Source organism: Streptomyces sp. WAC03905 (assembly GCF_057371075.1).
On record NZ_JBXYDZ010000003.1, the window covers coordinates 6,994,483 to 7,006,763 of the forward strand.

The window sequence follows — 12,281 nt, forward strand, 5'->3', positions numbered from 1 at the left end:
GTCCGTCATCGCCTGTGCCCCCCGTTGGGTCGTCCGAGCGGAGCGCCCGGCTCCTCTTCGACCGGCCTGCTCACGCTGTCGCTGCAGCTTTCTGATCGCATTTGCGCATCTGCCACACCCATCTCGCAAGCCCCTTCCGTACATGGCTCGAATCTGACAACATCGTCCGCTATCCGGTACCTGGGGTCCGGATGGGGGAGGAACTCACCACGTGCTCGGCTTCGTCGTGCGCCGGCTGCGCGGGCGTTGGCCGCTCGCCGTCGCCGTGCTGCTCACCGTACTGATCACCGCGACCGCTCTGACCGCGCTGACGGCATTCACCCGTGGCGTGGGCGAGGAGGGGCTGCGGCGCGCCCTGACGGGCCCGGAACAACCCCGGACCACCGTCGTCGTCACCAGCGGCCGTCCCGCCGGCGACCGCGCCAGGGACGACGCCTCCGTCCGGGCCTTCGCGGACCGGGTGTTCGGGCGGCTCCCCGTGGCCACCGAGAGCGTCGCCCGCAGCCGCTCGTACGGCCTCCCCGGCGCCGCCACGTCCGGCCAGGACGCCGACCTGACCCTGCTCGCCGCCCTTGCCAGGGAACACGTACAGCTGACCGCCGGCCAGTGGCCCGGGCCGGTCCGGGCCCCCGCCGCGGGCGCGGCCCCGGCGCCGACCCAGGTCGCCGTGCCGCGCGCCGCGCTCGCCCGCCTCGGCCTCGCCGAGTCCGCACTGCCCGCACCCGTCCGGCTCGACGACCGGTTCGGCGGGCCCCCGCTGACCGTGCTGGTCACCGGCGTGTACCGGGCCGCCGACCCGGACGCCGGCTACTGGCGGCTCGACCCGCTCGGCGGCCGCGAGGTCCAGTCCAGCACCCTGGCCACCTACGGTCCGCTGCTCGTGGACGACAGCGCCTTCACCACCGGCGCCCTCCTGCAGAACTACCGCCTCACCCTCCTCACCCCGGACCTGCGCACCCTGCGCTCGACCGAGGCCGAGGCCCTCCGCGCCGCGACCGACCCCGCCGTGGCCGACCTCGAACACACCGCTTCCCTACGGGCCGCCACCGAGCTGCCGAAGGTCCTCACCGAGCTGGACTCCGGCCTGCGCGTCGCCCGCTCGACCCTGATGATGGGCGCGCTCCAGCTCACCGTCCTGTCCACGGCCGCCCTGCTCCTCGTCTCCCACATCGTGACGGTCCGCCAGGAGCCGGAGCGCGTCCTGCTCACCGCGCGCGGCGCCTCGCGCAGGCGGCTCGGCGCCCTGAGCGCCGCCGAAGCCCTGCTCCTGGCCCTGCCCGCAGCCGTCCTGGCACCCCTGCTGACCCCGCCCCTGCTGCGCCTCTTCAGCCGGTTCGGACCGCTCGAACGGGTCCGCCTGGAGATCCCGGACACCTGGCTGGTCTGGCCCGTCGCGGCCGGCTCCGCCCTGGCCTGCGTCCTGCTGACGACCCTGCCCTCCGTCCTGCGCGGAGCGTCGGCCGCCGTGCTGCGCCGCGTGGGCAGCCGGCAGGCCGTGGTCACCGGAGCCGCCCGCTCCGGCCTGGACCTGGCCGTCGTGGCCCTCGCCGTCCTCGGCTACCAGCAGCTGTCGCAGTACGGGAGTGCGGACGCCCCGCCGTCCGCCACCGGCGGCGCACTCGGCGTCGACCCCGTCCTCGTCGCCGCACCCGCCCTCGCCCTGTGCGGAGGCACCCTGCTCGTCCTGCGCCTGCTGCCCTTCGCGGCGCGCGCCGGGGGACGGCTGGCCGCCCGCGGCCAGAGCCTCGCCCCCGCCCTGTTCGGCTGGCAGCTCGCCCGGCGCCCCGGGCGCGCCACCGGGCCCGTGCTGCTCCTCGTACTCGCCGTCTCCAGCGGGATCCTGGCCCTCGGCCAGGACGCAGCCTGGTCCGCGTCCCAGCGCGACCAGGCCGACTTCGCGACCGCCGGCGGCCTGCGGATCTCCGCGAGCAGCATGAGCGCGATGGGCCAGGGCGGCCGCTACGGGGCCCTGCCGGGCGGCGAGCACCTCAACCCGGTGGCCCGCCGCGAGCAGCAACTGCCCGGCGGGACCGTCGCCGACGTCCTCGCCCTCGACGCCGCCGAAGCGGCCGAGCGGATACCGCTCCGCGCCGACCTGCGGGGCGGCCGCGACCTGCGCGACCTGTTCACCCCGCTCACCGACACCGGCGCGCGGGCCCCCGGTGTCGCACTGCCCGGCTCGCCCCGCCGGATCGACCTCGACGTGACGGTACGGACCACCGCCACCGACTGGGCAGCCGTGAGCGTCCTGCTGCGCGACCGGTTCGGGGCGGTGCACGGCACGCAGTCCGTGACCCTGCCCAGCAGCGGCGACGCCACCCTCGCCTTCCCGCTGGACACCCTGACCGGCGCGCCCATCGGCTCGGCCGCCGCGCCGCTGACCCTGGCGGGCCTGCGCCTGTCGTACGCCGGAGACGGCGGTCCCCCGGGCGACGGCAGCGAGCTGACCCTGCGCCGGATCGGCGTCTCCGACACCGTGGACGGAGCCGCGGCAGCCGTCCCCGCGCCCGGCCCGGCCGGCCCGGACGGCTGGCGCTCCTCGCCCCCGCAGGAACAGCGCGTCCAGCGGGCTCCCGAAACGTCCCCGGTCCCGGCCGGCTCCACCGACCTGGCGCGGCTGCGCTACTGGGGCGGGTTCGGCACCCAGAAGGGCGTCACCACCGTGCTGTTCCCCGCCCCCGCCGCGCCCGCCGCCGCCGCGGTCCCCGCCGTCGCCACCACCCACTACCTGCGGACCGTGGGCGCCTCCGTCGGGGACACCGTCCCCGTCCCGATCGACGGGACGACCGTTCCCCTGCGGATCACCGCCTCCGTGGACGCCCTCCCCGTCGTCGGACGCACGGCGATCGCCACCGACCTGCGCGCGCTCGGCCGCTTCCTCGTAGAGTCCGCCGGACGGCAGCCCCCCGCGCCCACCGAGTGGTGGCTGCCCGCCGCCTCGGCCGCCGACCCGGTACCGGCGCGCGCGGCCGCCGAACTGCGCGCGGGCGTCAGGACCGAGCGGGTCCAGCTCCGCGAGGAGATCACCGACCGCCTGCTCGACGACCCGCTGAGCGCCGGCCCGCAGAGCGCGCTGGCCGCACTCGCCGTCGCCTGCGCGGTCCTCGCCGCCATCGGCTTCGCGACCTCCACGGCCGCCGAACGCCGGGTGCGCGGCCGGGAGTTCTCCGTCCTGCTCGCGCTCGGCACGCCGCGCCGTTCACTGGCCCTGGCCGCCGCCGCCGAGGGCGGGGTGCTCATCGTCATCGGTACCGCCGTCGGCACCGGCCTCGGCGTCGCCCTCGTCCACCTGATGGCGCCCCTGGTCGTGCTGACCCCCTCCGCCGGCCGCCCCTTCCCGCCCGTACAGGTGGACCTGTCCTCCTGGCAGATCCTGCTGACGGCCGCCGCCATCGCCGCCGTTCCCCTGCTGTCGGCCGTCTTCAGCGGCCCCCGGGGCCGCGACATCGCCGCCCGGCTGCGCCCCGTGGAGGAGATGTGACCACCCCGCCGCCGTCCACCCCGCCGCCGTCCACCCCGCCGCCGTCCGCGGCGCCCAGGCCCGCTCCGCGGCCCGCGCCGTGGGTACGGACCCGGCTCCGCGCGGCCCCGCTCGGCACCCTGCTCGCCGCCGCCCTGGCCTTCGTCGCCGTACTGCTCGCCGCCGCCCTGCCCAGGGCCCAGGACCGGGGCGCCGACCAGGCCCTCCGGGCCTTCCTGCACGACGCCGGCCGGGAGCGCACCAGCCTCCAGGTGACCGCGCCGGCCCCGGCGTCCGGGCAGAGTGCCCAGGCCCTCGACCACACGCTGAAGAGCCTGCTCGCCCGCACCGGCAACACCTTCCACGTCGACACCGGCAAGGTCGTGCACGGTACGCGGACCACGAAGCGGCAGCCGCTGATGAACCCGGAGCTGTCCCGCCCGCACGGCCTCCCGCCCAAGATGTCCCTGCTCTACATCCAGCAGGCGCGGGAACACGTGAAGCTGGTGGAGGGGCGCTGGCCGAGCGGCGACCCCCGCCCCGCCGGGGGAGCCGCGTACGAGCCGCCGCTGCAGGTCGCCCTGTCGCGGCAGTCCGCCGAGACCATCGGCGCCCGCGTCGGGTCCGTCCTCAGGAGCACCCCCCTCGTGGAGGGCACGCCGTCCGTGGAGGTCGTGGGCCTCTTCGCGGTCACGGACGCGACCGAGGACTTCTGGGTGAACCTGGACTGCCTCCCGCGCGCCTGCAAGCAGACCGTCGGGGAGAGCTACCTGTGGGAGGCCGACGCCCTGATCGGCGCCGGAGACCTCGACCGGATGGACCTCTGGGGCCACAACGCCGAGGATTTCTGGCGCCTCCCGGTGGACGTCACCCGGCTGCGCGCCGACCGGCTGGACGCCACGACAGAGGAGATCGCCTCCTACGTCGCCGGCCCCACCGCCTCCGCCCTCGCCTTCGACACCCGCCGCGAGCGGATACGGACCACCTCGTGGCTGCCCGAACTGTTCGAGCAGGCCCACGACCGCCGACAGGCGGCCGCACCCCTCGCCCTGATCGGCCCCGCCGGGGTCGGCGGGGTCGCCTTCGTCGTCCTCTGCCTCGCCGGGGCGCTCGCCGCGGACCGGCGCGACGCCGAACTGCGGCTGCTGCTGGCCCGCGGCGGCTCCCGCTCCGCCATCGCCGGCCGCCTCCTGCGGGAAGGCGCCGTCACGGTCCTCCCCGCCGCGGCGGCCGCCACCGCGCTCGCCGTACTGCTGCTGCCCACACCGCGGTTCGCCCCCGCGCTCGCCTCCGCCGCGACGGTCGCGGTGCTCGCGCTGCTGGCCTTCCCCGTACGGGCCGCCGTGCTGCTGACCCCGCCGCGCCCCGCCGGGCGCTGGCGGCGGCCCGTGGCCGAGCTGCTCGTCCTCGCCGCCACGGCCGCCGCCGTGCTGGAGGTCCGCCGCCGCGGGGTCGCCCCGGCCGGCAGCGACCCCGACCCGCTGCTCGTCGTGGCCCCGCTGCTGCTCGCCCTGTGCGGGGCGCTGCTGCTGGCCAGGATCCAGCCGGTGGTGACCGGGTGGTTCGCCCGGGCGGCCGGCCGCCGCTCCGGACTGGTCGGCTTCCTCGGACTGGCCCGCGCCGCGCGCGGCTCCGGAGTCCGCGACGCGGGCCGCGCGGGCCCCTCCGTCCTGCCGATGGTCGCCCTGCTGCTCGCCATCACCACCGGAGGGTTCGGAGCCGCCGTCCTGCAGTCCGTGGAGGCCAACCGGCTCGGTGTCGCCCGGCTGACCGTCGGCGGCGACGCGTCGATCTCCGCCTTCGGCAAGGCGGAACTCCCGCAGGGCCTCGCGAAGGCCGCGGGCGAACTGCCGGGCGTACGGACCTCGGTGCCGCTGTGGATCGACCACGACTCCGCCCTCGTCGGCACCGTCCAGCGCTCCAGCCAGGTCAACCTGATCGTCGTCGAGCCGCGGGCGTACGCGGAACTGTCCCGCGTCCTCGGCTGCGGACCCTTCGACCCCGCCCTGCTCGCCACGAACGGCGGGGAGCCCGCGGACGCCCCGGTGCCGGCGCTGTTCAGCTCGGGCCTGGCGAGGCTGGGCGGCTCGGGCCCCTTCACCGTCCAGCCCGGCAACGGCGGCGAGGTACGGGTCCGGGGCGCCGCGGTGATCGACTGCACCCCGGCGGTCCCGGCCGCCGATGCCGCGACCGTCGTCCTGCCGGCGGACCGCGCGGCGGCCCTCATCGGCGGCGCCGACCGCCCGAACCGCTGGTTCGGCCTCGGAGCCGTCGACGGGGACCGGCTGCGGGCGCTGGTCCGCTCCGCCCTCCCGGCGGAGTCCACCGCGCCGTCCGCCTCCCCGTCGGCACCGGCCTCCCCTTCGGCCTCCGCCTCCCCGTCGGCACCGGCCTCCGCGCCGGCGACTGCCGAGTCCGCGGCCCCGGCCGCCGGGACCCAGCCGGCCGACGAGGTGTACCCGGTGCGCACCAGCGCCGACGCGGTCGCCGCACTGGGCTCCGACCCGCTGCAGCGGTCCGCCGAGCGACTCTTCTGGGCTTCCGTGGCCGGGGCGGCCGGCTTCGCGCTGCTGGCCGTACTGCTGACGCTGATGCGCAGCGTCCCCGAACGCGCGGCACTGCTGGCCCGGCTGCGCACGATGGGGCTGCGCCGCCGGCAGGGCGTCGCGCTGATCCTCGCCGAGACCCTGCCGCAGACCCTGGCCGCGGCGCTGGGCGGGGCCCTGGTGGCGGCCGCCGCGGTGGCGCTGCTGGGCCCGGCGATGGACCTGTCCACGCTGGTCGGCGCGAGCGTGCCGACCGGCGTACGGCTCACGGCGGGGCCGGTGCTGACCCAGGCCCTGGGCCTGGCCGCCCTGGTCGCCGCGGCCGTACTCGTCGAGGCGGCGACATCCGGACGACGGCAGATCACCACCGAGTTGAGAGCGGGAGACCAGCGTTGAACAGCGACCAGCCGACGTACGAGGAACTGCGCCGCCGGGCCACGGCCGCGGCGGAGCCCCGCACCCGGGCGGAGGACGCCGCGATCGTCTGCGACCGCCTGGTCCGGATCTTCAGCACGGACGGCATCGAGGTGCAGGCCCTCCAGGGCCTGGAGCTGACCGTCGAGCGGGGTGACCTGGTGGCCCTCGTCGGCGCCTCCGGCAGCGGCAAGTCCACCCTCCTGAACATCCTCGCGGGCCTGGACGTCCCGACGGCGGGCAGTGCGGCGGTCGCCGGCTACGACCTGCTGGAACTGACGGCCCGGGACCGGCTGCGCTACCGGCGCGAAGCGGTCGGCTTCGTCTTCCAGCAGACGGCCCGCAACCTGCTGCCGTTCCTGACGGCGGCGCAGAACGTCGCCCTGCCGATGCAGTTGAGGGGGGACGGTCCGCGGCGCGGCGCCGGCGCGCGCCGCTCGGCCCGGGTGGCGGAGATCCTGGACGCCCTCGGGATCGGCGACCTGGCGCACCGCCGTCCGGCGGAACTGTCCGGCGGCCAGCAGCAGCGCGTCGCGATCGCGGTGGCGATGGCCAACGACCCCAGGGTCCTGCTGGCCGACGAACCCACCGGCGAACTCGACTCGGAGACGGCCGCGGCCGTTTTCGAGGCCTTCCGCACGGTCAACAAGGAACTCGGCGTGACGGTGGTCATCGTGACGCACGACCCCATGGTGGCGGGCGAGGTCCGCCGGACGGTCGCGATCCGCGACGGCCGCACCAGCAGCGAGGTACTGCGCCGCCTCGTCACCGACGAGCACGGCGAGGAGTCGATCAGCGAGCGCGAGTACGTCGTCCTCGACCGCTCGGGACGCGTCCAGCTCCCTCCGAAGTTCCTGGAGGCGCTGGGCATGGAACACCGCGTGGCGGTGGACCTGGCGCCCGACCACATAGAGCTCCGCCCCGACCGGGTCTGAGGGCGGGCGGTTCAGTCGACGTCGATGTGGACGCTGGTGGACTTCACCCGGGCCACGGCCCGCACGCCGACCGCGAGTCCGAGTTCCTCGACCGCCTCGCGCGTCAGCAGGGAGACCACCCGGTGGGGGCCCGCCTGGATCTCGACCTGGGCGGCGACCTCGCCGATCGTCACCGCGGTCACGATCCCGGGCAGGGCGTTGCGCACGGACGTCGCGATCTCGCCGTCGTCCTCGGCGGGCTCCCGCGCGACCTCCACGCAGAAGGCGGCCAGGTCCTCGCCCGCCACCATCCGCCGCGTGCCGTCCCGCCGGGTCGGGAAGCGCCCGGCATCGGCCCAGCGGCGGGCGGTGTCGGTGCTGACGCGGAGGAGTTGGGCGGCCTCGCCGATGGTGTAGAGCTGCACCCCGCAACTCTATGCGGCGACCCGCCCCGGCGGACCGGCTCGCAGGGCACGCGCATGTGTTTTGGAGCCATATATCCGGACATATGTGTAGCAGATGGAATGTGAAGGGAACGCCATGGGTGTGGGCGAGAAGGCAAAGGCCGAGATGGAACAGATCGCGGGAAAGGCCGTGCGCAAAGCGGCCCACGCGATGGGAAAGGAAACCCTGGCCGCCAAGGGGGCGGCTCTGGAGGCCCGGGGCAAGGCGCGGAGCGTCAAGGAGAAGGGCAAGGACACCCTGCGCTGATCGCCATGTGGAGGATTCTGAAAGCGAGAAGGAAGCATGGGCATCATTGCGTGGATCCTGCTCGGTCTGCTCGCGGGCATCATCGCGAAGATGCTGATGCCCGGTAAGGACCCGGGCGGCATCATCGTCACCATATTGATCGGCATCGCGGGCGGCCTGCTCGGGGGATGGCTGGGCAAGGTGATCTTCGGCGTCGACTCCATCGACGGATTCTTCGAGCTGTCGACCTGGATCGCCGCCATCGTCGGATCCCTCATCCTCCTGATCATCTACCGGTTGTTCCGCCGCGCCGCCCATTGACGGGCGGCACCGAGGAACGCAACGGCTCCTCCTCCTCGTGAGGGCGAGCCGTTTTCCTCGTTCAGGAGGGCGGAAGCAGGGGCCCCAGGGGGCCCAGATCGAGATTGAGGTCTTCCAGGGCGTAGCCGTGTTCCTCGCACAGCTCGGTCATGCGGTCGTGGAGGGCGAGGAGCGTGGCCCCGAGCTCCTCCTCCTGCTCGTCGGTGAGGTCGCCCGCGTCGACCCGGCGCAGGGCCTGGCGTTCGATGAGCTGGCGCAGCAGCTCGACGAGTGTCAGGACGAGTTTGAGGAGGTCCTCGCCGACGGTGTCGGGGTCGGTGTGCAGGCGGCGGGCCGGCCGGGGAGGGCCGCTTCCGGGCGTGTCGGGGGGTGCCTGAAGGAGCCGGAAGGCGTTCGCCATCGTGTCGCCGACGGCGCTGAGGTCCGCAGTGGGGGGCCGCGGCGCGCGGTCGTCGCCGGTCACGGCCGTTCGCCGCCGCTCGGGGGCGCAGGGGCGGAGCCGCCGGACACCGAGGTGATCAGGGCGCGCAGGGAGATCCGTACCAGGTCGATGTCGGCGATGGACAGGACGACGTCACCGGTGATCACGACGCCGCCGGCCAGCAGCCGGTCGAGGAGGTCGACGAGGGCGACCTGCCGGCCCGGCAGGGATTCGTCGCGCGGGGTGAGCGTCATGTCGCCCCGCCGGACGTGCCCCCGGAAGTGTCCTCCGCAGGGTCGGTGCCCGGGGGCGGCGGGGCCGGCATGGCGAAGGAGTACGGTGCCCAGGGGCCGGTGACGTCGACGCGTACGCCGGGCAGGTCCTCGCCCGCCTGCCGAACGGCCCGGCGGAACGCTTCCGCCCGGTCCTCGGGCACGAGGTAGGCGTCGTTGAGGACGTTCTCGCCGTCCTCGCCCGCCCCGCCGCGGGTGAGGGGGCCCGACTGGGGCGGGTGCCGCACCGCGTGGGTGGCGTACGGGGCCGCCGCGGCGGCGATGCGTTCCGCCGCCAGGGAGGCCTGCTGGTAGCGGTCCTCGCGGGCGTGGTGCTGCCTCCTGCGGGCCTGCAGGTACGCCTTGCCCGGGCTGCCGGGGGCGGGGGAGGGTCCGGCGGGCGCTGACTGCGGCCCGGGCGCGCCCGCGTCCAGGCGTACGTAGACCTTGACGCCGTACTCGGCGTGCTGGGCCAGGAGGGCCAGCCGGTCGGCGAGGGCGGGTCCCTGCTCGCGCAGCGCCGCCAGCGCCCGGTCCTCGTCCTGGTAGAGCGTCGCCATCCGCAGGGGCAGGACCGTGGTCCCGTCATGGAGGGCCTGAATGACGTGGTGGTGGGCCCGGGCGGTGTCCTCCAGCCAGTCGAGGTCCTCGAAGTGCGAGCGGAGGGCCTCTTCGCGCCAATCGCCGTGGGGGACCTGGCTGGTGACGAACGCGGGAGCCGCCGGACCGGCGTCGTCGGGGGGCGGCAGGAGGGACAGCGCGGCACCGCCCACGCCCCGCAAGGCGGCCAGGATCCGGCCGAGTTCCGGCGTGGGTACGGCGACGGCGTACACGTAGGTGAGGGTCGGTTCCCTGGTCGGCTCCCCGTTCATGGGGCGGGCCTCTTCCACTCGGGGGCGCCGCGCGCCGGGCGTTCCTGCGCCCGGGCCGGGCCGCCCGTCCGCCCGTCGACGTCGGCCGCGCCGGGCTCTGCGGTGCCCAGGCGCTCCCGCCGCAGTGCCTCCACCTCGGCCCGCAGACGGCGGTTCTCCTCCGCCAGGGGATCACCGCCGTGGCGGGAGGAGAGGGACGGGTCGTACTCCCACCAGTCGATGCCCATCTCCTTGGCCTTGTCCACCGAGGCGATGAGGATCCGCAGCTTGATGGTGAGCAGCTCGATGTCGAGGAGGTTGATGCGGATGTCACCGGCGATGACGATGCCCTTGTCCAGGACGCGTTCGAGGATGTCGGCCAGGCTGGCGGACGAGGATCCGGGTGGAGAGGACATCGGTGTCGCGCGGGACGGCAAGGGGCCCAGCCGGTTGGCGAGCGGGTCAGTCACGGTCCCCGACCTCCCAGGTCACGGCAGTCCCTGCTGCCGGTATCGCGTGATCTCGTCGAGCCGGTCGAGGAGTTCGTCCTCCATGGCCTCGAAGGTGTCGGGGTCGATCTCGCGCCGCTGGAGCCGGCCCTCCAGATCGGCGAGCGCCGCCCACACGGGGGCGGGGTCGTAGTACTCCTCGGTCGCCTTGTCGGCGACGCGCTGCGCCACCCACACCACGCCGCGTACGGGGGCCAGGGGTGAGGTCAGCAGTCCGGTCAGCAGTCCCATGGCTCCTCCTCGGCGCCCTAGACGAAGCTGTACGGCGGCAGCGGCCCGCCGATGCGGAAGTCGACGTCTTCGACCTGCTCGGCGAGGCCGGCCGCGGCGTCGAGGAACTCCTCCTTCTGGTCGCCGTGCACCAGGAGGGACAGGTTGAGGACGTCGCCGTCGACGGGAGCGCGGACGGCATGGTCGCGGGCGAAGCCGACCAGCGCCTGCACGAGACCGGCGGCGAGCGTCTCCTGCCGGCCGCGCACCTCCGTGGCGACGAGTTCGCCCAGCTGGAGGGGGAGCCGCGGGTCGGTGTCGCCCTCCCGGATGCGGTCGTTGAGCTTCCGCGCCTCGGGGAAGTCGTCGAGGATCTCGCGCAGGAGCGCCTCCTCGTCCTGGGAGGCCTTGACGTTGTACTCGGCGCAGCCCTCGATGCGCGCCAGGGAGTCGAGGTAGGACTCCGCGCGCCGCACGAGCGCCTCCCGTACCGTCTGCTCGTCGGGGGCGATGTACCCGAACTGCAGGGGCAGGACCGCGCCGTCCGCCATCAGGCTCGTCTGAACCTCCTGGTGTGCGGTGAGGTCGCGCCGCTTGGGACGGATCTCCTCGTCCACGTCACTGACGACCGCGGACAGCTGCTCGGTGGTGACGGTGCGGAGTGCCCCGGGCTGCGCGCCCACGCCGGTCAGCCCGTCCAGACGGCAGGGGTGCCCGGCCCCGATGATCGAGTACACGTACAGAGCCATCGCCCGCTCCTCCACTCCCTCTCGCGGTTACTCCCTCTCACGCCGTACCGGGCGGCGTGCGGGCCGGCGGCGCCGCGGGGCCTCTTCCTCCTCGGTCTCCGCCTCCGGCTCGTCCTCCTTCTCGGACGCGCCGGACTTTCCGGTCAGAGACTGCGTTACCGCGTCCACCGCCCCGCTGAGCGCTCCTTTGGACTTGCCGTGCGCGCCGCTCTCGACCATGTTGCCGACGACGTCCGTCAGCTGGGCCGGTGCCTTGCGGCCCGCTTCGAGGTCGAGCCGGTTGCAGGCTTCGGCGAACCGCAGGTAGGTGTCGACGCTGGCCACGACGATCCGCGCGTCGATCTTCAGGATCTCGATCCCGACCAGGGACACGCGGACGAACACGTCGATGACCAGCCCGCGGTCGAGGATCAGTTCCAGGACGTCGTAAAGGCTGGTCCCACCGCCCCCGCCTCTGCCGATGCTGCTTCCGCCCTGCGGCATCACGGTCATGGCCGCTTCCCTTCACCGGTGGCCGGCGGCCCCCTCACGCCGGCCGGTCGATCATTCCCCTGCTGTACCGCCGCGTCCTCTCGTAGGAGATCAGCTCCCCTTCTTCGTCGATCGTCACCTTGTAGCTGGCCAGGACACTGGTCGTGTCGGGGATGCGCTCCAGCTCCAGGACCTCGACCTGGGCCTCCCAGCCGTCCTCGGTGGGTTTCAGGGCCGACACCGACTCGGGCGGACGCCCGAGCAGCTCCGACAGCTGCTGGGCCGCCAGCCGCATGGCCGCGGCCGCTCCCGGGGTGCCGCGGCGCGCAGCCTGCTTGCGGGCCGGCGCCGTGCGGCCGGGCCGGCTCGTCGCCGTGTCGTCGCGGTCGCCGTCGTCGGACGGGGTGCGCCGACGGCGCGCGGGTTCTGCTGGGGCCATGGACCCACTCCCCT

The 12,281-nt window shown here is 74.8% G+C and carries 14 protein-coding genes; 5 read left to right on the forward strand and 9 right to left on the reverse strand.

All coding sequences use genetic code 11. From position 1 onward, the window contains the following. The first annotated feature begins 211 nt into the window (after window positions 1–211). From AC2RP6_RS34060 to AC2RP6_RS34070, 3 genes are read left to right on the forward strand one after another with little or no spacing between them, the layout of a single operon-like run. Window positions 212–3,481, forward strand: a complete 3,270-nt coding sequence (locus AC2RP6_RS34060) for an FtsX-like permease family protein (RefSeq protein ID WP_486449679.1) — start codon at window positions 212–214, stop codon at window positions 3,479–3,481. After that, window positions 3,478–6,402 (forward strand): hypothetical protein, encoded by a 2,925-nt coding sequence (locus AC2RP6_RS34065; RefSeq protein WP_486449680.1) that lies wholly within the window; start codon window positions 3,478–3,480, stop codon window positions 6,400–6,402. Before AC2RP6_RS34060 ends, AC2RP6_RS34065 begins: the two co-directional genes overlap by 4 nt. Then, on the forward strand, window positions 6,399–7,355 hold the full coding sequence (locus tag AC2RP6_RS34070; RefSeq protein WP_486449681.1) for an ABC transporter ATP-binding protein: 957 nt from the start codon (window positions 6,399–6,401) through the stop codon (window positions 7,353–7,355). Before AC2RP6_RS34065 ends, AC2RP6_RS34070 begins: the two co-directional genes overlap by 4 nt. A gap of 11 nt (window positions 7,356–7,366) precedes the next feature. Here the strand turns inward: AC2RP6_RS34070 and AC2RP6_RS34075 are convergent, their stop codons facing one another. Beyond that, window positions 7,367–7,759: a TOBE domain-containing protein gene (locus tag AC2RP6_RS34075; protein ID WP_486449682.1), complete on the reverse strand. Its 393-nt coding sequence runs from the start codon at window positions 7,757–7,759 to the stop codon at window positions 7,367–7,369. A gap of 121 nt (window positions 7,760–7,880) precedes the next feature. Here AC2RP6_RS34075 and AC2RP6_RS34080 point away from each other — a divergent pair, with 121 nt between their 5' ends. Together AC2RP6_RS34080 and AC2RP6_RS34085 are read left to right on the forward strand one after the other, a co-directional pair. After that, a complete protein-coding gene (locus tag AC2RP6_RS34080) occupies window positions 7,881–8,045 on the forward strand; it encodes a hypothetical protein (RefSeq protein ID WP_486450593.1) in 165 nt (54 codons plus the stop codon). Window positions 8,046–8,081: 36 nt separating this feature from the next. Further along, window positions 8,082–8,345: a GlsB/YeaQ/YmgE family stress response membrane protein gene (locus AC2RP6_RS34085; protein ID WP_486449683.1), complete on the forward strand. Its 264-nt coding sequence runs from the start codon at window positions 8,082–8,084 to the stop codon at window positions 8,343–8,345. A gap of 61 nt (window positions 8,346–8,406) precedes the next feature. Here AC2RP6_RS34085 and AC2RP6_RS34090 read toward each other — a convergent pair whose 3' ends face one another. The 8 genes from AC2RP6_RS34090 to AC2RP6_RS34125 are packed head-to-tail and all read right to left on the reverse strand — an operon-like array spanning window position 8,407 to window position 12,267. Beyond that, on the reverse strand, window positions 8,407–8,808 hold the full coding sequence (locus AC2RP6_RS34090) for a gas vesicle protein K (RefSeq protein ID WP_486449684.1): 402 nt from the start codon (window positions 8,806–8,808) through the stop codon (window positions 8,407–8,409). Continuing rightward, window positions 8,805–9,020, reverse strand: coding sequence for a gas vesicle protein (locus AC2RP6_RS34095; RefSeq protein WP_486449685.1), 216 nt, complete (start codon window positions 9,018–9,020; stop codon window positions 8,805–8,807). The genes AC2RP6_RS34090 and AC2RP6_RS34095 overlap by 4 nt, the downstream gene beginning before the upstream one ends. Beyond that, window positions 9,017–9,910: a GvpL/GvpF family gas vesicle protein gene (locus tag AC2RP6_RS34100; RefSeq protein WP_486449686.1), complete on the reverse strand. Its 894-nt coding sequence runs from the start codon at window positions 9,908–9,910 to the stop codon at window positions 9,017–9,019. Before AC2RP6_RS34100 ends, AC2RP6_RS34095 begins: the two co-directional genes overlap by 4 nt. Beyond that, window positions 9,907–10,359: a gas vesicle protein GvpJ gene (gene gvpJ, locus AC2RP6_RS34105; protein WP_486449687.1), complete on the reverse strand. Its 453-nt coding sequence runs from the start codon at window positions 10,357–10,359 to the stop codon at window positions 9,907–9,909. The genes AC2RP6_RS34100 and gvpJ overlap by 4 nt, the downstream gene beginning before the upstream one ends. A gap of 18 nt (window positions 10,360–10,377) precedes the next feature. Then, window positions 10,378–10,629, reverse strand: a complete 252-nt coding sequence (locus AC2RP6_RS34110) for a gas vesicle protein GvpG (RefSeq protein WP_486449688.1) — start codon at window positions 10,627–10,629, stop codon at window positions 10,378–10,380. A 17-nt stretch (window positions 10,630–10,646) separates the two neighbouring features. After that, window positions 10,647–11,357 (reverse strand): GvpL/GvpF family gas vesicle protein, encoded by a 711-nt coding sequence (locus tag AC2RP6_RS34115; protein WP_486449689.1) that lies wholly within the window; start codon window positions 11,355–11,357, stop codon window positions 10,647–10,649. A gap of 27 nt (window positions 11,358–11,384) precedes the next feature. Then, window positions 11,385–11,849: a gas vesicle structural protein GvpA gene (locus tag AC2RP6_RS34120; protein WP_486449690.1), complete on the reverse strand. Its 465-nt coding sequence runs from the start codon at window positions 11,847–11,849 to the stop codon at window positions 11,385–11,387. 34 nt (window positions 11,850–11,883) lie between these two features. Continuing rightward, the gene (locus AC2RP6_RS34125; protein WP_486449691.1) at window positions 11,884–12,267 is read right to left on the reverse strand and encodes a gas vesicle protein GvpO; all 384 of its coding nucleotides are present in this window, start codon (window positions 12,265–12,267) and stop codon (window positions 11,884–11,886) included. Between the last annotated feature and the right edge of the window lie 14 nt (window positions 12,268–12,281).

Coding starts and splice junctions, on each gene's coding strand:
- AC2RP6_RS34125 (WP_486449691.1), bottom strand. CDS start 12,267: ATGGCCCCAGCAGAACCCGCGCGCCGTCGGCGCACCCCGTCCGACGAC.
- AC2RP6_RS34085 (WP_486449683.1), top strand. CDS start 8,082: ATGGGCATCATTGCGTGGATCCTGCTCGGTCTGCTCGCGGGCATCATC.
- AC2RP6_RS34110 (WP_486449688.1), bottom strand. CDS start 10,629: ATGGGACTGCTGACCGGACTGCTGACCTCACCCCTGGCCCCCGTACGC.
- AC2RP6_RS34095 (WP_486449685.1), bottom strand. CDS start 9,020: ATGACGCTCACCCCGCGCGACGAATCCCTGCCGGGCCGGCAGGTCGCC.
- AC2RP6_RS34100 (WP_486449686.1), bottom strand. CDS start 9,910: ATGAACGGGGAGCCGACCAGGGAACCGACCCTCACCTACGTGTACGCC.
- AC2RP6_RS34115 (WP_486449689.1), bottom strand. CDS start 11,357: ATGGCTCTGTACGTGTACTCGATCATCGGGGCCGGGCACCCCTGCCGT.
- AC2RP6_RS34120 (WP_486449690.1), bottom strand. CDS start 11,849: ATGACCGTGATGCCGCAGGGCGGAAGCAGCATCGGCAGAGGCGGGGGC.